Here is a 20,439-nt window from a genome sequence, read left to right on the forward strand (position 1 = left end):
CTTTTATGCGTTTCTGTTAGTCTGCAACATTGTTGCAGGATTATTTAATTATCTTGTTCCAAAGATACTACTTCCAATCCGAACCATTGTACTTCCGCACTCAATTGCCAGCTGATAATCGCCGGACATTCCCATGGAAAGTATTTTCATTTCGTAATTGTCGGTTTTTTGAGTTTGGGACAGTCGGTCAAAAACAGATTTCAAATGCTTGAATTCTTTTTCGATTTGGTTTTGGTTGTCAGTGAATGTTGCCATTCCCATCAAACCTTTGATTTTTATGTTTTTTAACTGGCTAAAAGATTCCGATTGCAATAATTCGTTAAGTTCTGATTCGCTTAGTCCGAATTTTGTTTCTTCTTCCGCAATATGAACCTGTAACAGGCAGTCAATAACCCGATTGTTTTTTAGGGCCTGTTTGTTGATTTCTTCCAATAACCGCAAACTGTCAACACCATGAACCAGACTCACAAATGATGCCATAAATTTGACCTTGTTGGTTTGGACATGTCCAATCATATGCCATTCGATATCTTTTGGCATCTGCTCAAACTTTTCGGCCATTTCCTGAATCTTGTTTTCGCCAAAAACACGTTGTCCGGCTTCATAGGCTTCCATTAAGTCAGACACCGGTTTTGTTTTGGAAACGGCTACAAGCGTTACATTGTCTGGCAATGTGGCTTTTATTTCAAGAAGGTTATTTTTTATTGACATTTTAAAAAGATTATAATTCATAAACCACCAATCCGCTTCTAAATTTCGGGTCGATATAGGTACTTTTTGGAGGCATAATCAGGTTATTGTCTGCCAGTTCCTTAATTTCAGAAATATCAGTTGGGAAAAGCATAAAACCTAATTCAAATTCACCTTCATCAATTACTTCTTTTATCGTTACTATAGATTGTTTGCCGGGAATATAATCAATCCGTTCATCATTTCTCAAATCGGTAATGCCAAGAATTGGATGTAGCACTTTTGTATATAAAATCTGTGCGTCAAGACTCTCTAAAACAGAAGAAAAACTATGTCCGTCTTTTAAAATCAGGGAATAAAACTCGTTGTCGAGATACATCCCGAATTCAAACTTTTTGGTTGGCTTCCATAATTCCTGCTCTTTATTTTTAATCCAGAATTCATTGGATAACAGGGCAAGAAAATCTTCCTTAGAATGTCCGTTTAAATCGCGGATAATCCTGTTGTATTCATATATCTTAATGTTGCTCTCAGCAATCAGAAAGCTCATAAAATAGTTGAGATTCTCATTTCCGGAAGCTTTGTCTTCTTCATATAACAATTCAGCAGAAGCAGACCTGTGATGTCCGTCAGCAATATACACATTGCCTATTGCGGCAAATTTTTCCTGCAACCATGAAATTTCTTCAGGAGTTTCAATCTTCCAAAGAATGTGTTTTTCCCTTTTGGTTGTAGAGAACTCATAAAGCGAATCAGCCTGTTTTTTTTCAAGTATCCAATTGGTCAATTCGGCATCGTCAGGATAGGTAATCAGAACCGGTTCGGTATTAAATCCTGTGCTATGAAGATAATCTTTAAAAAGTTCTACGCGGTATTGTAGTGTATCTTCGTGTTTTTTGATGACATTATTTTGGTAATCTTCAATACTTGTTCCGGCAATTATTCCGGTAAAAGTCTGTGTTTTGGTTTGTATTTCATAAAGAAAAAAAACAGGTTTTTCCTCCTTGATGAGCACATCTTCCTCTTTAAAGTCGTGATATTTTTGGGCAACCAGCTTAAATCTTTTTTCAAGTCCTATTTTCTGCTGATTTACATAAGCAGGATTCAGGACATGTAAAAATGAAAACGGGTTAAAATCCAACTGCGAAGCCAGTTCAGCCGGCGAATACTCGTCATAGGAGCGAGAAGTCACCAGGCTCACTTTGTCGCGTGTAGGACGTACTGCTTTAAAAGGAATTATTTTTGCCATAAGTGTAATATAGTGGATAGTTGAAAGTGGATAGTTTATAGTAGTGGATAGTTGATAAGGGATAGTGGATAGTTTGGTTTATGTGTAAATAAATTCATTTATAAAACTAATCTGCTCTAAAAACATAAATCCAAAATCTAAAATCTAAAATCCAAAATCATAAATCAAAAACCAAAAGTCTAAAATAAGAATCTTTCCTACTTTAGACTTTAAACTTTCAGACTTTAAAACTTTAAAACTTTATATAAATTGTTTTGCTACTTTTTCAGCTTTTTTGGATTCTGAATAGTCATAGAAACCTTCACCTGATTTCACGCCTAATTTTCCGGCCCTCACCATATTTACTAAAAGCGGACATGGTGCATATTTTGGGTTTTTAAAGCCTTCATACATTACGTTCAATATGGCAAGGCAAACATCAAGGCCAATAAAGTCAGCCAATTGCAATGGTCCCATTGGGTGAGCCATTCCCAGTTTCATTACGGTGTCGATTTCATAAACTCCGGCTACTCCGTTGTATAACGTTTCGATAGATTCGTTAATCATTGGCATCAGGATTCTGTTGGCAACAAACCCAGGATAATCGTTTACCTCAACAGGAACTTTTCCCAATTTTACGGACAGGTCCATGATGATTTTTGTAACCTCGTCAGATGTATTGTAACCCCTGATGATTTCAACCAGTTTCATAATTGGCACCGGATTCATAAAGTGCATACCAATCACTCTTTCCGGATGTGAAACTACAGCGCCTATCTGCGTGATAGAAATAGAGGAAGTGTTGGTTGCCAAAATGGTGTTATGAGAGCAGGCATCGTTCAGTTGCTTGAAGATATTTAGCTTTAATTCTACGTTTTCGGTTGCTGCTTCTACTACAAGGTCTACACCAACAACACCATCTTTAATATCAGTATAGGTAATGATATTGCTGATTGTCTTTAGTTTATCGTCTTCAGTAATAGTTCCTTTTGCTACCATACGGTCAAGGTTTGCAGCAATTGTTGCCATTCCCTTGTCTAATGACTTTTCTGAAATGTCAATTAGTTTTACTGTAAATCCGCTTTGTGCAAAAGTGTGAGCGATTCCGTTACCCATGGTTCCGGCTCCGATTACGGCTATGTTTTTCATTTATTAAAGGTTTGAATTTAGTGTTGAAATTATTTTTTGAAGCAATCAATGATTTGGTAGGCTACTCTCAGGGCTTCAGTACCATCTTCCAGTGTTACGATTGGTGTGGTGTTGTTATTGATGGCATCTGCAAAAGTTTCCAATTCATCAAGAATGGCATTATTCGCTTCTACATCCGGATTATCAAAGTAAATCTGTTTTTTAACACCTTCGGCATTTTGCAATATCATATCAAAATCGCCGGGTACTTCCGGAGCGTCTTTCATTTTTACGACTTCACATTTTTTCTCCAGGAAATCCACAGAAATGTAGGCGTCTTTCTGGAAGAAACGCGACTTGCGCATGTTTTTTAATGAAATTCGGCTTGAAGTAAGGTTTGCCACGCATCCGTTTTCAAACTCGATACGCGCATTGGCAATATCCGGAGTATCGGAAATGACAGAAACGCCGCTGGCATTTATATTTTTCACCTTTGATTTTACAACACTCAATATGGCATCAATATCGTGAATCATGAGGTCTAAAACAACCGGAACGTCAGTGCCACGAGGGTTGAATTCAGCCAAACGGTGCGTTTCAATAAACATTGGGTTTTCAATCATCGCTTTGGTAGCTTTGAAAGCCGGATTAAACCGTTCTACATGGCCAACCTGTCCTTTGATGTTGTATTCTTTAGCCAAAGCAATGATTTCTTCGGCTTCTTCGACTGTATTTGATATGGGTTTTTCCAAAAAAACATGTTTGCCTGATTTGATGGCTACCTTGGCACATTTATAATGGGAAAGGGTAGGAGTTACAATATCGACAACATCAACAGCATGGATAAGTTTTGCGATAGTGTCGAATTTTTGATAACCAAATTCTTTGGCTACTTTTTCGGCATTTTCCTGATTAGGGTCATAAAAGCCTACTAATTCGTATTTTTCAGATTGTTGTAATAAACGCAAATGAATTTTTCCTAGATGCCCGGCACCTAATACTCCAACTTTTAGCATATAAATGTATTTTCCACAAAAATAACATTAATTGTTTAAAGTTTAAGTGCTTGCAAACACAAAAATATTTGAAGTTATTTCGGGTAGATTACAGACTTAATTTTTCCTTGAAATTGTTGGTTTGCCTTCTTGATATTTCCACTTTGGTGTCTTTAGGCAGGTGAACAAGCAGGTTGCCACTGAACCACGGGTCGATTTTGCCAATATATTCCATATTGATAATCTGGTTTCGATTGGCACGGAAAAAATTATCTTCAGGCAATTTTTCTTCAATCTGATTTAAGGATTTACTGATAATGGCTTTTTCATTCTGGAAAAATATTTTGGTATAATTTCCGTCAACTTCAAACAGATAAATATCTGAAATTTTTACCAACCAGCATTTCTCACCATCCCGTAGGAAAATCTGATTGTTTAGAGTGAGTTTTTTACTGTTTCGCTCTTCCTTTTCCACCAGATTTTGGCTCACTTTTTCAATGGCTTTGGCAAATCTTTTCGGATTAATAGGTTTCAGGAGATAATCCAGGGCATTGTATTCAAAAGATTTGATAGCATATTCATCAAATGCCGTTGTAAATATGGTAATGGGAACCCTGTCAAGCATTTCAAGCAATTGGAAACCATCTTTTTCCGGCATATTGATGTCGAGAAAAAGCAAATCAGGATGGGTAGAATTGATAAGCTGGAAGCCGGAATCTACATTTTCTGCTTCACCTATAATTTCGATTTCCGGATGGTTCTTAATAAGCTCTTTCAGCTCGTTTCGGGCCAGACGGGAATCTTCGACAATTACAGCTTTTATCTTTTTCATGACTTAAAATGGGATGGTTATTTCTGCAACGACTTGATTTTCTATTTCCAGTAACTTAAAATTAGCATTTTCTCCATAAATGAGATGCAGTCTCTTTTCAATATTTTTAATACCCAACTGCGTAGAATCTTCTCCAATGCTCAAGACTCCGGTATTGGATACTACAATTTTCAGGGCTTTATCATTGTTATGAATGTCCAGAATAATTTCGCCACCCTCTTTGAGCTTTGATATACCATGTTTTACGGCATTCTCAATCAGCATTTGGATAATCATGGGTGGGATTTCCATTTTTAAAAGGCTTTTGTCAATTTTAGGAGTATACTTTAGTCGGTCTTCCAACTGTATTCTTGAAATTTCAATGAAATTTTCTACCATTTCAATTTCTTCTTCCAGTGCAATTGTGTTGATGTCGTTTTTGGTTAGCGAATATCGAAGCATTTCGGATAGCCGGGTAATCATTTCTCTTGATTTTAAAGGGTTTTCAAGAATCAGACCGCGAATATTGTTCAAGCTGTTAAACATAAAATGCGGATTGATTTGCCCTTTTAAAGAATTGAGTTGTGATTCTTTCAGGGAAGATTCCAATTTTAGCCTGTTGAATTTTACTTCATTTATGTATTCATAAATTTTTATTGCCAGTACAATAAAAAGCCAAACAAGAAACTCTGCCAGAAACCCGGGCACATTTGTTATTTTCATCAACAGCGTTAAATGTTGAATATTACTGCTGCCAAAATAATACATAACCGGAATGTCAAGTAAAGGCCATAAAGCAAAGTGGTAAATAATTTGTGCCAATGAAAATACAAAAAACAGATTCCACCAGTCTTTTCTTCTTAGGTTGGAAAGATTAAACCTTGTTTCAAGGAATAGCAGTATTATATACGACAAAACAAATCCTAATAAGGCACAGAGAAATCCTTCCCATAGTGTATAATATAAGGCGTTAAGTTGTGCGGTTGTCAGGCCATCCGCAAATTTAGCATAAGAAATTTTGCTAAAAGTTAAGGTGCTAAAAGTATAGACCTGCCAGCCCAGAAAATTCAATAAGTGATATTTGCCGCTTTTTAAAAGTTTCATAGTTTACATCAGGCATTCCAATGCCGCACTTGCTATTTGTAATAGTAATGATATCATCTTTCTTAGGTTTTTATACCTTTGGCAGAGATAATCTGCCAAAGGTAATGGATTAAATTAGTTTTTAGGTTGAAAATCCGGGTGTCCTACCTGCCAGAAGGCAAAGCTCAGTACATCGGCAATTTCTTCGTATGATTTCGTTTTAGAAGCTCCTCCAAAATGACCGGCTTCATAATCCACTTTTAGTAAAGTGGGTTTGTTTGAAGCATTGGCTTCCAATAATCGCGCTGCAAACTTGGCAGGCATCCATGCAATGATTCTAGGGTCGTTGAATCCGGCTGTTGTTAATGTGGCCGGATATTTTACTCCATCTTTTAAGTGAACATAAGAATCCATTTCAATCAGGGCTTTTGCTTCAGACTCTATTTTCATAGAACCAAATTCAGCGATATTGGCAGGACCGTTTGGTGTGTTTTCACTTCGAACAGTATTCATCATTCCCACACCCGGAATGGCAACTGCATAAAGGTCTGGCCTTTCTGTCATTGCTCTTCCTACAAAAATTCCTCCTGCGCTTCGGCTATAGATAGCTGTTTTGGTTGGATTAGTATAACCTTGATTAATCATATATTCTGTACAGGCAATTACGTCTTTCCATGTATTTTGTTTCGTTGTTTTTTGGCCAGCAAGATGCCATTTTTCACCTAATTCGCCACCACCTCTGACATGGGCTACCGCCAGAATTCCTCCACGCTCTACCCACAGAAGCAATTGAGTATTAAAAGATGGCGTTATTGAGGCTCCATAAGCACCATAACCATAGAATAATACGGGGTTATTTTTGTCTTTTTTGATTCCTTTTTTGTAGATAATGGATAAAGGAACTTCAACACCGTCATACGATTTGACCATCAGTTCTTCAACGTCAAAGTTTTCAAATTCTGGATATTCAATAATTGTTGAAAGTTGCTCTCTTGTGAAAGTATTCTTTTTTAGATCATATCGATATCTTTCTCCTTTGGTTGTCCAACCTGTTGTACTTATCCATACATCAGAGAATTTAGGCGCTCTGGCCGTTACGGATATGGTAGCTGCTTTTTTAGGAGTCGCAATTTCCTTGTGTTTTTTTCCTTCGAAGTCAGTAAAATAAAGCTTACTTTCCACACCATTTTTTGTCCTGGTATAAAATATACCGTCTTTGGTTACAATAGGCGAGTTGAGATTGGAATCGCTGCTTTCAGGGATGACCAGGGTAGCTGTAGCCACATTTGGATTGGCAATGCTGGTTTTTATTACTTTAAATTTTGGAGCATTTAAAGTGGTATACATATAAATGTCTTTATCGCTTAAAATGAAATTTTTTACCTCATCTTTCCTGTCGGTAAGTAATTTCCAGTTTATTTTTTTCTTATTAAGATCAGAACCTGGTGCTATATATACTTTTTGATTCTGGTCTACAGTATAAGGCATAAAAAACAAAAGGTTACTATCGATATCATAACTAACAAAAGGAATTTCTTCATTAGCTATGTTTAATTCTGGATACATTGCCTTTGTAAACAAAGTCTTGTCTTGCGAAACATCGCTCCCTACAATGTGAATTTTTGTTACTATATCCATTTGGGCATTCATGTCATGGACATCTTCTGTTGGTGATTGGATGTAAATAAATGAATTGCCATCTTTCAGCCAGTTGGCACCTCCAAAACGTAACCTGTCAAATTTTTCAGGAAGAATCTTTTTGTTAGTCAAATCCATGAGAAACATTTCACTCATTTCGCCACCGTTTTTTGAAATGTTGATAGCTATAAGTTTTCCGCTTTTGTTAGCTGAAAAAGAACTGACACTATAAACATCCTTGCCGTTCTTTTGATAAGTTTCAGGATCAAAGATTAAGGATTCTTTTCCTTTCAGGCCATTTCTCTTATATAATTTGCTTATTTGGTCATTTGGTGTGGACTTAAGATAAATATAAGTACCATCATCCAGGATTGCTAGACCTCCAATACTCTCTGTAGCTCGGTTATTTATTGAAGTCAACTCATCAATAATATGCTGTCTTCCCGGAATAGAACCCAATATTGAATTGGTGTAATCTGCCTGGCCTTTCATCCAGTTAAGCGTTTGCTCATTTTTTAAGTCTTCAAGATTTCGATACTTGTCTTCAATCTTGATTCCATAATAATCATCTGTTGCAGGAACAGAAGGAGCTTTTGAAGGTTTTGTCTGCCCAAAAGAATTGGCTGTGAAAGTAATGCCGATTGTTAGCATTGCAATTTTTCTTAATGTGGTCATTTCCATAATTCTTGTTTTTTGGTTGTGATTATGCGAACGTTTTTTGATTGATGAGTCAAAAGTAGGAGTGTATTCAGATAAAAAAGCCAAAAAAATGACGAACGGTTAATAAAGCATTTGAATGGTAGGCTACTGATAAAACATTAGCCGAAACGTTTTAAAATCGAGTTTTCTTTTCTTATTTTTACCCCTCAAATAAACCTCCAAATTTTGAAAGATACAGCCAAACATCAAGGACTTCGAAATCAATTAGTAACTGTCTTGCAACAAAAGGGCATAACAGATAAAAATGTTCTGGAAGCAATTAAGAAAATTCCAAGACACCTATTTTTGAATTCAAGTTTTGAAGATTATGCGTATCAGGACAAGGCCTTTCCTATAGGTGCAGGGCAGACTATATCACAGCCATATACGGTTGCTTTTCAGAGTCAGTTATTGGAAGTCGAGAAAGACCACAAAATTTTAGAAATCGGAACAGGTTCAGGTTATCAAACGGCCGTATTGTGTACTATGGGAGCAAAAGTGTATAGTGTGGAAAGACAAAATGAACTGTTTAAGACAACTTCTTTGTTATTACCAAAACTAGGGATTCGCCCAAAACATTTGTCTTTTGGAGACGGTTACAAAGGCTTGCCAAACTATGCTCCGTTTGACAGTATTATTGTTACGGCCGGAGCCCCAATTATTCCCAAGCCATTAATGGCACAATTAAAAGTAGGAGGAAGGCTTGTTATTCCTTTGGGAGAAGAACATCAGATTATGACAATGCTCATACGTAAAAACGAAACCCAATTTGAAAAGCATGAATTTGGAGAATTCCGTTTTGTGCCTTTGCTGGAAAATAAAAACTAAAAAAGCCCTTAATTGGGCTTTTTTATTGACTGATAATACCCAGATATCTTTCAAGGCTTTCTTTTTCTATCTGGGCTATAAAAAGAAGGAAATCTTCCTTATCAGAGGTTGTCTGTGCTTTTTCAAGAGTTTGGTAATACTGCATTCGGGTATCATAATCACCTTTGATATTGGCAATGATATAACCATGCGAAAGCAGAATCAGGTTCATCACCAAACGTGAAGTTCTGCCATTACCATCAACAAAAGGATGTATGGTTACTAATCTTTCATGCATTTCTCCGGCTAAAATAACAGGATGTAAGGAATTTTTATTAGCTTCATACCAAATAAAATAGTCTTCCATCTGTTTTGAAACCATATAGGGCTGTGGAGGCATATAAGTGCTTCCCTTTATCATAACCTGTACTTTTCTATATCGCCCGGCATCTTCAGGATGGATTCCTCTCAAAATTAGATTATGTATGCTAAGAACCTCTCTTTCGTTTAAAAGCGAATTTTTTTCCATCAGGTGTTTGATATAGCCTATGGCTTCCTGATGGTTAATAGCCTCAAGATGTTCCCGCATGCTTTTTCCGGAAACTGTCAGGCCTTCATTAATTACAAGGTCTGTTTCTCTGAGAGTAAGTGTGTTTCCCTCAATTCTATTGCTCTCAAAAGTGTATTCGAGTTCAAGTGCCTGTGTAATCCTGTAACTGTCAAATTCCCGGAACCTGTCTAACTTTGTTTTGAGAGTGTCTATTTCTGCAAGGATTTTTTGAAGAGAACCTGAAACTTTTTTAGCAGTTTTCGCCTGATAGCGGATTTCTTCTTCTGCAACTTTCATTGCTTTTAAAGCAAACTCTTCATCTCCAATTTCATATAAGATTTTTTCTTTGAGCCAGGCTACCATTAATGTTTCCAGGTCGATTTCGAGAACTGCTGCTAATTTTAGTAATTGGTCTCGTGTTGGTTTTCGGGTTCCTGTTTCAAATTTGCTGATAAGTGCCTGGTCAATGCCGGTTTGTTGAGACACTTCTCTCACTTTCATATTTTTTAGTTCTCTGGCATTTCTTAGAAGTGTTTTCATCTTATGTTATATTTTGTCTTGACAAATTTAGTCATTTTTTTCGAGAAAAAAAATCGTTCCCTAACGAAACGACTTTTTTATTCTGTCTAAATCTCTTTTGGTGTCCTGTTCTTTTAGAGATTCTCTTTTGTCATAGGTTTTTTTACCTCTTGCCAATGCGATATCCAGTTTTGCCAATCCTTTTTCGTTAGTAAAAAGTCGTAAGGGAACAATTGTTAGTCCTTTTGTCTGTACGCTTTTGGAAAGTGTTTTAAGTTCCCGTTTATTCAATAGCAATTTTCTTTCGCTTCGGGCTTTATGGTTAAATTGATTTCCAAATGCATATTCTTCGATATACATATTGATGGCGAAGAGTTCGTTATTGTTGAATTCGCAAAAACTTTCGGCTATATTGGCTTTGCCCAACCGGATAGATTTGATTTCAGTTCCGGTCAGTACTATTCCAGCAGTATATTTTTCGATTATTTCATAATCGAAACGAGCTCTTTTGTTTAATATATTAATTGTTTTCAACATAGGAGTGCAAATGTAGGAACATTTAGGTAAACCGCAATTAGGGTTAAGAAATTGTTAGATAATATTTTTCAGACTATGATTTTTGTCAGTCTTTACTTTTTATTTCCCATCTACTTTTGGACTATAATTTAAAACTGATAACAATGAAAAAAATAATTTTTGCTGTAATGGCGCTAACAGTATTTGGAACAGGTTTAACAAATGCCCAGGAAAATAATTCGGTAGATTTTAAAAAGTGGCAGGTTCGCGTCAGGGGTGTTGGCGTTGTTCCTGACGAAAGTGCTAAAATTGGAATTATAGGTGGTGACGCAAAGATTTCCAATACGTTTATTCCGGAACTTGATTTTACTTATTTTTTTACAAAGAACATTTCTGCCGAACTGATTTTAGGAACATCCAAACACGATGTGAGTACTGTAGGTTCTGATATTTCTGCAGTAGGAGGACCTACTTCGGCTGATGTGAATTTAGGAAGCGTATATCTCTTGCCTCCAACATTGACGGTGCAGTACCATTTTCTTCCGGACCAGATTTTTAATCCTTACGTAGGTGCCGGTGTGAATTATACGATTTTTTATAATGAGAAAGCAGGCAATACAGTAAGGGGTATTGAATATGATAATTCTTTTGGTTATGCCTTTCAAGTAGGTTTTGACCTGATGTTAAATGACAAGTTTTTTATCAATGCTGATATTAAAAAGATATTTTTAAAAACTGATGTGACTGTCGATGCATCAAATCTTGCCACAGGGTTAAGCATTCCTGCAGATGTTGAAATTAATCCATTACTGTTAGGTTTTGGTGTAGGAATGAAATTTTAATGTCCTTTTTTAGTTTTTTAGATGGGGGAAGACTGCTTTTTGAGGCAGTCTTTTCTTTTTATAGATGAATAACCCATTTTTCTGTATATGGGAAATAATGATTTGCATAATCAGAAAGAATAGAGGACAAAATTTTTCCTTGTGTTTTCCTTATCTAATAAACTAAACTAATTTTTGAAATCCGTATTTTTGCGTAATGGAAAACAAACAAGCTAATAATCCGCTTCACGGAATCACATTGCAAAAAATGCTGGAACAACTGGTTGATTTTTATGGATTTGATACCTTAGGGGAATTGATAAAAATCAAATGTTTTAATGTTGACCCCAGTATCAAATCAAGCCTTACTTTTTTAAGAAAGACAGACTGGGCCAGAACCAAGGTAGAACAGCTTTATATTAAGACACTTCCCAAATTTCCCAAATAAAAAAGTGCGAGCTGGTTTTCCAGCTCGCACTTTTTTAGGCTTCTGCGATGCCTTTCCATTTCTTTATATATATCGAAAACAGAAGCATAAATAAAAAGATAAATACTATATTGAGGATAAACATATAAACATAATGTTCCTCTAACCATTCTATTCGCGGAAATTGCTCTCTTTTCATTCCATCTGCCCCATAGGAATAAGATTCATAATACCCTGAGGTACGTTTGAGAATATCTATGAGGACTGCATAGGCTATAGGAATGATAGCCGGCATCAACCATAAAGTCTGATTGATAGTGATTCCTGTAATTCCTTTGCTTTCTTTTGCTTTCAGGATAATGACAAAATAGAATAACAATCCTAAAAACAACAATATATAAATGATGGGGAAAGTCATGCTATATCTGATTATTACAGAAATAATTCCGCTAATAATTCCAAAAAGGCCCAGTGTTACAAAAGCAATCAACCAGTTTCTGCCCGATGTAATCTTAAAGGAGAAAACACAAAGCGATAGACCTATTGCAAGATAAATAAGACTCATTATAAACTCCAAGTTGACTACGGGGTTTTCATAGGCCCTGGAAATCTTACCATAAGATTTTGTCAATGCGTCAAATGGAACATAATATTTTGAATAAATATATTCCTGACCTCCAACAACTTTAATGGTCTTTGATAGTGTATCATGAGTAATACCTTCTGGCTCTATTGCATAATCATAGTCAACATTTACGCCTTCATAATAACTATAGTTTTGACTGTATTCTTTGCTTGTTTTTCCAACGTTAATATATTTTGTGAATTCGGGATAATCATAAATCAGTTCGAACCATTTTTCAGGAGTGATGTTTGATGACAGACCGTGTTCTTTGGAAATTTTGAAAAATTCCCTGAATAGCAATTGTATAGAGTCCTTTTTGTTTTCAATAAGCCATCGTTTGCCTTTCAATTCCATTAATGAGTCTTTTTCATCATTGAAATAAGTGAATCCCTGAATTCTTTTATTTACCAACGACTTAAGCGAGTAATTTCTTGAACCGTATTGAAATGAATCTCTTTCTACCTGGAGGTATTTACCGTCTTTGTACTCTGTAATAAAATTACTTTCACGATATGGACCTTCAACAAATAATGAAGAAAGGCTGATAATTTCAAGTCGTCTGCTCACTTCCTCTTCCGAAAAATAATTTCTTGCCTTTAGGTCCTGAGCATAGAAAAAGGAAGCAGCATAGGTGGAATTCAAAATGCAGAACAACAAAATCAGTAACCATTCTCTGTAAAGTGAAAACTTTCCTTTAGGATAAAAAGATTTAAAAGCGTTGTTTCGCGAATAGTAAACCAGCCATATGATGAACATAAGTATACTTATCAATACACTCACAAATACAATTATGGTGTTGTCAATTCCGTAATCATAAAAATTATTCGAATCCTTAAAATCAATTTCTCCTTTTGAATATCCCAGAAGGAAAAAGATAAGATGGAAAGTCAGCGTCAGTACAGAAAATAAGGCAATTTTACTGTTCCAAAGCAGCGGATGCGTAAGCAGAAGTTTTTTTTGAATATTGGCAAACATAAGGATGAGTTTTTAGGAAACGAAGAATCTTCGGGTAGATTTTGAAATATTTCTGAAGTACTGAAGCGGAATCTGTTTTTCTGTGATGATTCTTAAAAAACCGTAAGTATCCAATTTTTCAGAAAATGTTGCAATATAAGTGCCTCCATTAAATTTGAGCGAAATGAGTTCACCTGATAGGGCGTCATTAAGCTGGTTTTGTGACCATTCACTTTCAAATTCAATAATAAGAAATTGCTCTTCTGTTTTTTCTGTTTCTTGTGGAGTCGCTTTTGAATGAAGATTTTTCTGCTCTCCGTTCTTTAAGAAAATTACCTGGTCTGAAGTTTTTTCAACTTCATACAGTTGCTGTGAGCTCAAAACGATTCCAATTGGGCGGAAAGGAGATTTCGCAATCGCCCTGAAATCTTCCAATACGGTTTGCTGGGCAAGAATATCCAGATTGGCAAGCGGTTCGTCAATCAGCAATATTTTAGGCTTTCTTAAAAGCATTCTCGCCAGTTCAAAACGCATCTTATACCCGGATGATAAGTTTTTCCAACTGTGATTTCGGTATTTTCTTAAGTTGAGTCTGGCAATGATTAGTTCTACAATTAATTTGTTTTCAGCAGGTTTATAACCATAACTTGAAGCTGTAAACTGAAGATTTTCAAACATAGAACCATGCCAGGTTGCTGTCCTTTGTGGTATATAGACCAATTGTGTTCTTAAATCATAGGTATCGTTAAAATCAAAATTATAACCTAGTTTTCCGGAAGTTGCAAATAATTCTCCGCAAAGGAGTCGGAGAAGTGTTGTTTTTCCGTTGCCATTTTCACCTACAAGACCTAAAATTTCGCCCTGACTGAGTTCCAGATGTATTGGCCCAAGCGAAAAACTTGCATTTCCATATGTTTTTTTGAGGTTTTCTGCTGTGACAAGAATTTGTTTTTCAGGAACAGGTTTGTTTTTTAACTGTTGGTAAAGTTCCTCAAGCAGTAGTGCGAAACGTTGTTTTTTTAGCTCGATGTTATTCTCATTCTGGTCAAGCCAATCTAATAACTCGTTAGTTTTTTGGTAAAAGGAAATATCTTCCGTGTCGAGCGTAAGGTCGATTATTCTTTTGGTTAGCAGTGAATAATCTTCAAAATCCAGAAAACTCTTGATTTCCTGGAATTGTTTCTCAAATTCTGTCATGATATAAGTCTATATATCAAATATAACAGAAAAATCTTCCAAATAGTATTTTATTTGATTTTGTATGCAATCATCAAACCACCTCGATATAATATCCATTCACCACTTTTGTTGTAGTTATGTATCCAGGTGTCATACCGTTCTCCGGTTGATAATAAATATCCTTTGTAAAATGCTTCCTGATGCCCGCCACCAACAAAAAGATCCAAAGCCCATTTATCACTTAGTTTCCATTGGTAGCCAAGTGTTAATCCTAGCATATAGTTATAACCTTTCTGGTAAAAGTCGGTATCTTTATAACCGTACTTCTGAAGTTCAAATGTACCTCCGCTGACGTTCGCTCCGACATAAAACCCGTTATTTTTTTCATTAAAGTGATAACGTACTTCGGGTGTTATGATTAGTGCTTTGAATGGGGCACCGTTTACAGATTCCCAAAATGAAGCTGTTGCATCAAATTGGAACGTCATTTTTTTTCCGATGCTGGTTTCCACGCCTATATTGGGGATAAGCGCCAAAGCTGAGGCACCGTTAAATTTTACATAGGTTTGGCCGTAAGAAAAGAATGTGCTTGCAAGGAACAACAGCGATAAGTATTTTTTCATTTTAATGAAATCAATTTTTGCAAATGTAGCAAGGATAATGTTGTGTATGCCTATTCACAATTGCTTTTTTAGGTTAAGAAATTAGATTTTTATTCCGAAAGAGGTTTCAAATGTTTCTTTTGCAGAAAGAATTAGTATTCCTTCTTTTTCAAATAAATTCCCCGTACTTTTTATAGAGTCTGAATAGCCATGCCAAGGCTCCAAACAGATAAAAGGCGCATTGTTTTTTGTCCAGATTCCAAGATTTGGAAAATCGTACAGAGATATTTCCACATAAGGCTTGCCGTTTTCGAGTATTTGGATTTTTTTCGATTCCAGTTTTTTAATTATCAAGGCATCTTCTTCAAATAGAGAATAGGTGAGTGGCAGTTTATGGTCTGATAGTTTTAATACAGTGGTACGTTCAGAAAGCAAATTGTTTTCTAATGAATAGCTGATGAGAGACTCATCATCTTCAAAAAGAAGCGAGTAATTTTCAAAAGTATCAGTTAGGGCAAAGGCAGGATGACCGCCTATAGAGAAAGGCATTTTTGTATTGCTATTATTGATAATTTCATATTTAATGTTAAGATAATCCTCTTGCAGAGCGTAAATTATTTTTAATTCAAAATCAAAAGGATAGTATTTTGCTGTTTCTTCAGAAGAACGAAAGGAAAAAACGGCTTTATTTTGAAAAGTTTCCTCCACACAGAAAACATTATCTCTGGCAAATCCATGTCTTGATAATTGATACGACTTATTTTCATAGTTATATTGCCCGTCTTTTAGTGTACCTACAATAGGAAATAAAATAGGAGAGTGCTTGTCCCAAAAGTTAGGATTTCCTTCCCATATATATTCTTTAGCGTTTCTCTTTAATGAAATTAATTCAGCCCCTTTTGTATTGATGGTAGCCTTTAGCTCTTTATTTTGTAGGACAATGTTCATACGGATTTGATTTAAGATGATATATGGCAAAAATAGAATAAAAAAACACCAGCGTGCAGGCTGGTGTTTTACAATTTTTTTCGAAACGGAATTATTGAATTACAACGCTGTGCGTAATAAATTCTGTTGCGCTTTTTTTGAACTTAAATACGTAAGTACCATTTTGGCTAACAGTAAACTTGTACGGTTGAGTTTTGGTTGAAGGAGTTGTTCCGCAGTTTGTTCCGGTGTATTTTACTTCTACCTCAACAGTTTTTGTATTTCCGCTTGTAGATTCTACAAATCTGTTGAACACACCACAATTATTATCAACAACGTGGGTCACTGTTAAAGTGATTTCCTGATTCTTAGCTCCAGTTGTAGGACCGGTAACTGCTGTTGTAAATTCTTTTTGTGTGGTTTGGTTGTTGCTTTTAGAATCGTCATCGTTACTGCAAGAAGTAAGAGCCGTCGAAACGAACAAAACTAACGCCATTGTTTTTAATGCAAACTTTTTCATAGTTAAAAATTTTAAATTGTTTTTTCTTAAAGATGTAGTAAAATGAAAAGGTTGCTTTTTTGCTATGAATTTTAACATCTTTTTTTGTATTATTTTTCTTGCCTATTAAAAATCAAGATTTTAGAAAAAAAGGAAATAACAACCGGCATCAATTTTTCGCAATGGTGATGTTTAAAGATTTGGGATTATTAAGAATCATTTTTTGATTGTTTTTTAACTGCAAAAGTTGTTTTCAGAATTGTTAAAAATGGTAATTATATAAACATAAATTTTATAGTATAAAAATTAAGGTTTTTGCTACGTTTTTAACATTATTTTAATGGTTTTTTGCGTAAAATTTAATACTTGTTGAAGGTGTTGGTAAATATAAAAAAGCCAAATTTGTAAACATACCAACCTAAAATAATTACTAACCTAACCAAAACAAAGCATTATGAAAAATCTAATCACATTATTGGGCATCAAAGAATTTATCATTGAAAACGAATTAACGGATAGTGTAATGCTTGTACTACATCCTAAAAATTTTGACGAGCTGGCAATGGAATATATTGTTAGCAATAATATGCAAATTGAAAGACCTTTTGAGGTTTTGGGTATATGTGTCATAGAGGACACTGACGGGGAAGTAGCTTACAACGAGATTGATATTCTGGAAATTGCTTATGACCACCATGAGGAATTTGAATATGAATATTTGAGAGCTGCTGTTTGATAATTTGCCACCAAACTATAAACTTAATTTAATATGAATCGTTTAACCTTTGCCATCTCAACAGTTGGCCTGCTGATTTCGGGTTATGCACTACCCGGAAGATTTGCTGATAATTCTTCAGAAATGGCCAGCCTATTGCTCAAAGGAGGTTTCATATTGCTTTTTATTTGCTCTTTTATTGTAAATGGATATTGCATTATTAGCTTTTTCAGAAAAAAACGAAGTTTCGGAAGAAGGAAGCATTATGGAATCCGTACCGTAAGGCAATATTATCCGCAGAGAAGCACACGTTAATAGCGAAAATTCTTTTCTGCAAAAAAGCCTAACCAAGTTTTTGGTTAGGCTTTTTTTATTTTAGTAATCTCAATTATTAATTTGCCAATTCGGTCTGATTTCTAAATACCAGTTTTCCGTCAAAGCTGTCTAACAGAATAATGCTGTCTGTAGTGACTTTTCCTGAAAGTATTTCTTTCGAAAGTTCATTCAGGACTTCTTTCTGAACAACTCTTTTTACAGGTCGTGCACCAAATTGCGGGTCGTAGCCTTTTTTAGCAAGGTAATCAATCGCTTCCGGTGTGGCATCTAAAGTAATGTTTTGTAATGCCAGCATCTTAGTGATGGATTTTAGTTGTAGTCCCACAATTTCCTTAATGTTGTTTTCATTAAGAGGTGTAAACATCACGATGTCATCAATCCTGTTTATAAATTCAGGGCGTACGGTTTGTTTCAATAAAGCAAGTACTTCTACTTTGGCTGCTTCAATCGCACTTTCAACATTCCCTTTCAGGTTCTCGAATTTCTCCTGTATGATAGAGCTTCCCATATTGGAAGTCATGATAATAATCGTGTTCTTGAAATCGGCTAAACGACCTTTATTATCAGTCAGACGGCCTTCGTCTAATACTTGCAACAAAATATTGAACGTATCAGGGTGTGCCTTCTCAATTTCATCAAGCAATACAACAGAATATGGTTTTCTTCTAACAGCTTCTGTCAATTGTCCGCCTTCATCATAACCTACATATCCCGGAGGCGCACCAACCAAACGGCTAACGCTATGCCTTTCCTGATATTCGCTCATGTCGATTCTTGTCATGGCATTTTCATCATCAAACAAGTAAGAGGCCAATGCTTTTGCCAATTCTGTTTTTCCTACACCTGTTGTTCCCAGAAACAGGAAGGAACCGATAGGCTTTTTAACGTCTTGTAATCCGGCACGGCTTCTTCTTACGGCATCACTCACGGCTTCAATAGCTTCTTCCTGACCTACAACTCTTTTATGCAGTTCTTCTTCAAGATGAAGCAGTTTTTCTCTTTCGCCCTGCAGCATTTTCATTACCGGAATTCCGGTCCATTTGGCAACAACTTCGGCAATATCTTCACGGGTTACTTCTTCTTTGATTAAAGAATGTCCTTCGTTTTCCTGCAATTGCTTTTGGAAAGTATCCAATCGTTCCTGAGCTTCTTTGATTTTTCCGTAACGCAATTCGGCTACTTTTCCGTAATCGCCTTCACGTTCTGCTCTTTCTGCTTCCAGTTTGAAGTTCTCAATTTCTGTTTTGGTAGCCTGAACGTTGTCTACAATATCTTTTTCGCTTTTCCATTTGGCGAAAATCTCATTGCGCTCTTCTTTCAGGTTTGCCAATTCAAGACCCAGACTTTTCAGCTTGTTTTCGTCGTTTTCACGTTTAATCGCTTCCATTTCGATTTCAAGCTGCATGATTTTCCTATCCAGAACATCCAGTTCTTCAGGTTTTGAATTAATTTCCATTCGGAGTTTGGAAGCTGCTTCATCCATTAAATCGATAGCCTTGTCCGGAAGGAAACGATTGGTAATATATCGTTGCGATAATTCAACAGCCGCGATAATAGCTTCGTCTTTGATGCGAACCTGATGGTGTGTTTCATATTTTTCTTTGATACCACGCAAGATGGAAATAGCACTTTCCGTATCCGGTTCATCAACCATCACTTTTTGGAAACGTCTCTCTAATGCCTTATCTTTTTCAAAATATTTTTGGTATTCGTCCAAGGTTGTCGCACCAATAGCTCTTAGTTCACCACGAGCAAGTGCAGGTTTTAATATGTTAGCTGCATCCATTGCGCCCTCGCCACCTCCGGCACCTACCAGGGTATGGATTTCATCAATAAAAAGGACAATATCGCCTTCTGCAGAGGTTACTTCCTTTACAACCGATTTTAATCGTTCTTCAAATTCCCCTTTGTATTTGGCACCGGCAATCAAGGCTCCCATGTCTAAAGAGTACACAATCTTGTCTTTTAGGTTTTCAGGCACGTCACCATCAACGATTCTGTGGGCAAGTCCTTCGGCAATGGCCGTTTTACCAACACCGGGTTCCCCTACAAGCATTGGGTTGTTTTTTGTTCTTCTTGTCAAAATCTGTAAAACCCTGCGGATTTCTTCATCTCTGCCAATAACCGGGTCGAGTTTTCCGCTGCTGGCAAGTTCGTTTAAGTTTTTAGCGTATTTATTTAGCGAGTTGTAAGTTTCTTCGGCAGAAGCAGAAGTAACCCTATCGCCTTTACGAAGTTCGTCAATAGCCGCTTTTAGTCCTTTTTCAGTAACTCCCTGGTCTTTTAAAATTTGGGCAATTTTACTTTTAGAATTGAAAATAGCCAATAGAAGATGTTCGATAGATACAAATTCATCGTTCATCTTTTTGGCAATGTTTGCCGCATTGTTTAATGTGCTTGACGCTTCTCTCGACAGCATAATATCACCTCCCGAAACTTTCGGGAAAGATTGTAATGTACTATCCAGAATCTGCTGCAAAAGCCCCAGATTTACGTTGAGTTTTTTAAGCAGGAACGGAGTAACGTTTTCGTCTACCTCAAAGATTCCTTTTACGATATGTTCGTTTTCAATCTGTTGATGTCCAAAGTTTTGAGCAATTTGCTGAGCCCTTTGGATGGCTTCCTGAGATTTTATGGTAAAATTATTAAAGTTCATAGATTAAATTTTTAAATTTGATAAAGTCATTTCA

20 protein-coding genes are annotated in these 20,439 nt (G+C 36.0%); 5 read left to right on the plus strand and 15 right to left on the minus strand.

Features of this window, described 5'->3' with window-relative positions:
• Positions 1 to 48: 48 nt before the first annotated feature.
• The 7 genes from ASG38_RS01035 to ASG38_RS01065 all read right to left on the minus strand — a co-directional run bounded on the left by ASG38_RS01035 (position 49) and on the right by ASG38_RS01065 (position 8,254).
• Complete coding sequence (locus ASG38_RS01035) at positions 49 to 711, minus strand: YggS family pyridoxal phosphate-dependent enzyme (protein WP_056066725.1); 663 nt, start codon at positions 709 to 711, stop codon at positions 49 to 51.
• A 10-nt stretch (positions 712 to 721) separates the two neighbouring features.
• Positions 722 to 1,939, minus strand: coding sequence for a DUF1015 domain-containing protein (locus tag ASG38_RS01040; RefSeq protein ID WP_056065866.1), 1,218 nt, complete (start codon positions 1,937 to 1,939; stop codon positions 722 to 724).
• A gap of 240 nt (positions 1,940 to 2,179) precedes the next feature.
• Positions 2,180 to 3,067, minus strand: a complete 888-nt coding sequence (locus ASG38_RS01045) for a 3-hydroxybutyryl-CoA dehydrogenase (protein WP_056065870.1) — start codon at positions 3,065 to 3,067, stop codon at positions 2,180 to 2,182.
• Between the two features lie 29 nt (positions 3,068 to 3,096).
• Positions 3,097 to 4,062 carry a Gfo/Idh/MocA family protein gene (locus ASG38_RS01050; protein ID WP_056065871.1) on the minus strand — a complete coding sequence of 322 codons (966 nt, stop codon included), beginning with the start codon at positions 4,060 to 4,062 and terminating at the stop codon, positions 3,097 to 3,099.
• An 88-nt stretch (positions 4,063 to 4,150) separates the two neighbouring features.
• Positions 4,151 to 4,873 carry a LytTR family DNA-binding domain-containing protein gene (locus tag ASG38_RS01055; protein ID WP_056065873.1) on the minus strand — a complete coding sequence of 241 codons (723 nt, stop codon included), beginning with the start codon at positions 4,871 to 4,873 and terminating at the stop codon, positions 4,151 to 4,153.
• Between the two features lie 3 nt (positions 4,874 to 4,876).
• Positions 4,877 to 5,956, minus strand: a complete 1,080-nt coding sequence (locus ASG38_RS01060) for a sensor histidine kinase (RefSeq protein WP_056065875.1) — start codon at positions 5,954 to 5,956, stop codon at positions 4,877 to 4,879.
• Positions 5,957 to 6,070: 114 nt separating this feature from the next.
• Entirely contained in the window at positions 6,071 to 8,254 is a 2,184-nt protein-coding gene (locus ASG38_RS01065) for a prolyl oligopeptidase family serine peptidase (protein WP_157485964.1), read from the minus strand.
• Between the two features lie 204 nt (positions 8,255 to 8,458).
• Between ASG38_RS01065 and ASG38_RS01070 the strand changes: the two genes are divergently transcribed.
• On the plus strand, positions 8,459 to 9,100 hold the full coding sequence (locus ASG38_RS01070) for a protein-L-isoaspartate(D-aspartate) O-methyltransferase (protein ID WP_056065880.1): 642 nt from the start codon (positions 8,459 to 8,461) through the stop codon (positions 9,098 to 9,100).
• A 22-nt stretch (positions 9,101 to 9,122) separates the two neighbouring features.
• Here ASG38_RS01070 and ASG38_RS01075 read toward each other — a convergent pair whose 3' ends face one another.
• The gene (locus ASG38_RS01075) at positions 9,123 to 10,169 is read right to left on the minus strand and encodes a Fic family protein (protein WP_056065883.1); all 1,047 of its coding nucleotides are present in this window, start codon (positions 10,167 to 10,169) and stop codon (positions 9,123 to 9,125) included.
• Positions 10,170 to 10,229: 60 nt separating this feature from the next.
• Positions 10,230 to 10,685, minus strand: coding sequence for an SsrA-binding protein SmpB (gene smpB, locus ASG38_RS01080; protein WP_056065886.1), 456 nt, complete (start codon positions 10,683 to 10,685; stop codon positions 10,230 to 10,232).
• Between the two features lie 143 nt (positions 10,686 to 10,828).
• Between smpB and ASG38_RS01085 the strand changes: the two genes are divergently transcribed.
• Positions 10,829 to 11,506 (plus strand): OmpW family protein, encoded by a 678-nt coding sequence (locus ASG38_RS01085; protein ID WP_056065889.1) that lies wholly within the window; start codon positions 10,829 to 10,831, stop codon positions 11,504 to 11,506.
• A gap of 196 nt (positions 11,507 to 11,702) precedes the next feature.
• Positions 11,703 to 11,933: a VF530 family DNA-binding protein gene (locus tag ASG38_RS01090; RefSeq protein ID WP_056065891.1), complete on the plus strand. Its 231-nt coding sequence runs from the start codon at positions 11,703 to 11,705 to the stop codon at positions 11,931 to 11,933.
• A gap of 34 nt (positions 11,934 to 11,967) precedes the next feature.
• Here ASG38_RS01090 and ASG38_RS01095 read toward each other — a convergent pair whose 3' ends face one another.
• From ASG38_RS01095 to ASG38_RS01115, 5 genes are all read right to left on the minus strand, one after another.
• A complete protein-coding gene (locus ASG38_RS01095) occupies positions 11,968 to 13,512 on the minus strand; it encodes a GyrI-like domain-containing protein (protein ID WP_056065895.1) in 1,545 nt (514 codons plus the stop codon).
• 12 nt (positions 13,513 to 13,524) lie between these two features.
• A complete protein-coding gene (locus ASG38_RS01100; RefSeq protein WP_056065898.1) occupies positions 13,525 to 14,688 on the minus strand; it encodes an ATP-binding cassette domain-containing protein in 1,164 nt (387 codons plus the stop codon).
• A 50-nt stretch (positions 14,689 to 14,738) separates the two neighbouring features.
• Entirely contained in the window at positions 14,739 to 15,293 is a 555-nt protein-coding gene (locus tag ASG38_RS01105) for a DUF3575 domain-containing protein (protein ID WP_056065901.1), read from the minus strand.
• A gap of 81 nt (positions 15,294 to 15,374) precedes the next feature.
• Positions 15,375 to 16,220 (minus strand): aldose 1-epimerase family protein, encoded by an 846-nt coding sequence (locus ASG38_RS01110; protein WP_056065905.1) that lies wholly within the window; start codon positions 16,218 to 16,220, stop codon positions 15,375 to 15,377.
• Between the two features lie 91 nt (positions 16,221 to 16,311).
• Positions 16,312 to 16,719, minus strand: coding sequence for a hypothetical protein (locus ASG38_RS01115; RefSeq protein WP_143395023.1), 408 nt, complete (start codon positions 16,717 to 16,719; stop codon positions 16,312 to 16,314).
• A gap of 433 nt (positions 16,720 to 17,152) precedes the next feature.
• On the opposite strand from ASG38_RS01115, the gene ASG38_RS01120 reads away from it, so the two are divergent.
• Both ASG38_RS01120 and ASG38_RS01125 read left to right on the plus strand, forming a co-directional pair.
• Positions 17,153 to 17,434, plus strand: coding sequence for a hypothetical protein (locus tag ASG38_RS01120; RefSeq protein WP_056065909.1), 282 nt, complete (start codon positions 17,153 to 17,155; stop codon positions 17,432 to 17,434).
• A gap of 33 nt (positions 17,435 to 17,467) precedes the next feature.
• Positions 17,468 to 17,728 (plus strand): hypothetical protein, encoded by a 261-nt coding sequence (locus ASG38_RS01125; RefSeq protein WP_056065912.1) that lies wholly within the window; start codon positions 17,468 to 17,470, stop codon positions 17,726 to 17,728.
• 76 nt (positions 17,729 to 17,804) lie between these two features.
• On the opposite strand, the gene clpB is transcribed toward ASG38_RS01125, so the two are convergent.
• Entirely contained in the window at positions 17,805 to 20,405 is a 2,601-nt protein-coding gene (gene clpB / locus ASG38_RS01130) for an ATP-dependent chaperone ClpB (protein WP_056065915.1), read from the minus strand.
• Positions 20,406 to 20,439: the final 34 nt, after the last annotated feature.

The sequence above is a fragment of the Flavobacterium sp. Leaf359 genome (assembly GCF_001423985.1).
Taxonomy (GTDB): domain Bacteria; phylum Bacteroidota; class Bacteroidia; order Flavobacteriales; family Flavobacteriaceae; genus Flavobacterium; species Flavobacterium lindanitolerans.

What these genes read in the sequence shown, in the direction of transcription:
- ASG38_RS01120 (WP_056065909.1), top strand. Translation starts at nt 17,153, where the DNA reads ATGAAAAATCTAATCACATTATTGGGCATCAAAGAATTTATCATTGAA.
- ASG38_RS01085 (WP_056065889.1), top strand. Translation starts at nt 10,829, where the DNA reads ATGAAAAAAATAATTTTTGCTGTAATGGCGCTAACAGTATTTGGAACA.
- ASG38_RS01045 (WP_056065870.1), bottom strand. Translation starts at nt 3,067, where the DNA reads ATGAAAAACATAGCCGTAATCGGAGCCGGAACCATGGGTAACGGAATC.
- ASG38_RS01040 (WP_056065866.1), bottom strand. Translation starts at nt 1,939, where the DNA reads ATGGCAAAAATAATTCCTTTTAAAGCAGTACGTCCTACACGCGACAAA.
- ASG38_RS01075 (WP_056065883.1), bottom strand. Translation starts at nt 10,169, where the DNA reads ATGAAAACACTTCTAAGAAATGCCAGAGAACTAAAAAATATGAAAGTG.
- ASG38_RS01090 (WP_056065891.1), top strand. Translation starts at nt 11,703, where the DNA reads ATGGAAAACAAACAAGCTAATAATCCGCTTCACGGAATCACATTGCAA.
- ASG38_RS01035 (WP_056066725.1), bottom strand. Translation starts at nt 711, where the DNA reads ATGTCAATAAAAAATAACCTTCTTGAAATAAAAGCCACATTGCCAGAC.
- ASG38_RS01050 (WP_056065871.1), bottom strand. Translation starts at nt 4,062, where the DNA reads ATGCTAAAAGTTGGAGTATTAGGTGCCGGGCATCTAGGAAAAATTCAT.
- ASG38_RS01065 (WP_157485964.1), bottom strand. Translation starts at nt 8,254, where the DNA reads ATGGAAATGACCACATTAAGAAAAATTGCAATGCTAACAATCGGCATT.
- ASG38_RS01105 (WP_056065901.1), bottom strand. Translation starts at nt 15,293, where the DNA reads ATGAAAAAATACTTATCGCTGTTGTTCCTTGCAAGCACATTCTTTTCT.
- clpB (WP_056065915.1), bottom strand. Translation starts at nt 20,405, where the DNA reads ATGAACTTTAATAATTTTACCATAAAATCTCAGGAAGCCATCCAAAGG.
- ASG38_RS01110 (WP_056065905.1), bottom strand. Translation starts at nt 16,220, where the DNA reads ATGAACATTGTCCTACAAAATAAAGAGCTAAAGGCTACCATCAATACA.
- ASG38_RS01055 (WP_056065873.1), bottom strand. Translation starts at nt 4,873, where the DNA reads ATGAAAAAGATAAAAGCTGTAATTGTCGAAGATTCCCGTCTGGCCCGA.
- smpB (WP_056065886.1), bottom strand. Translation starts at nt 10,685, where the DNA reads ATGTTGAAAACAATTAATATATTAAACAAAAGAGCTCGTTTCGATTAT.
- ASG38_RS01125 (WP_056065912.1), top strand. Translation starts at nt 17,468, where the DNA reads ATGAATCGTTTAACCTTTGCCATCTCAACAGTTGGCCTGCTGATTTCG.
- ASG38_RS01060 (WP_056065875.1), bottom strand. Translation starts at nt 5,956, where the DNA reads ATGAAACTTTTAAAAAGCGGCAAATATCACTTATTGAATTTTCTGGGC.
- ASG38_RS01115 (WP_143395023.1), bottom strand. Translation starts at nt 16,719, where the DNA reads ATGAAAAAGTTTGCATTAAAAACAATGGCGTTAGTTTTGTTCGTTTCG.
- ASG38_RS01100 (WP_056065898.1), bottom strand. Translation starts at nt 14,688, where the DNA reads ATGACAGAATTTGAGAAACAATTCCAGGAAATCAAGAGTTTTCTGGAT.
- ASG38_RS01095 (WP_056065895.1), bottom strand. Translation starts at nt 13,512, where the DNA reads ATGTTTGCCAATATTCAAAAAAAACTTCTGCTTACGCATCCGCTGCTT.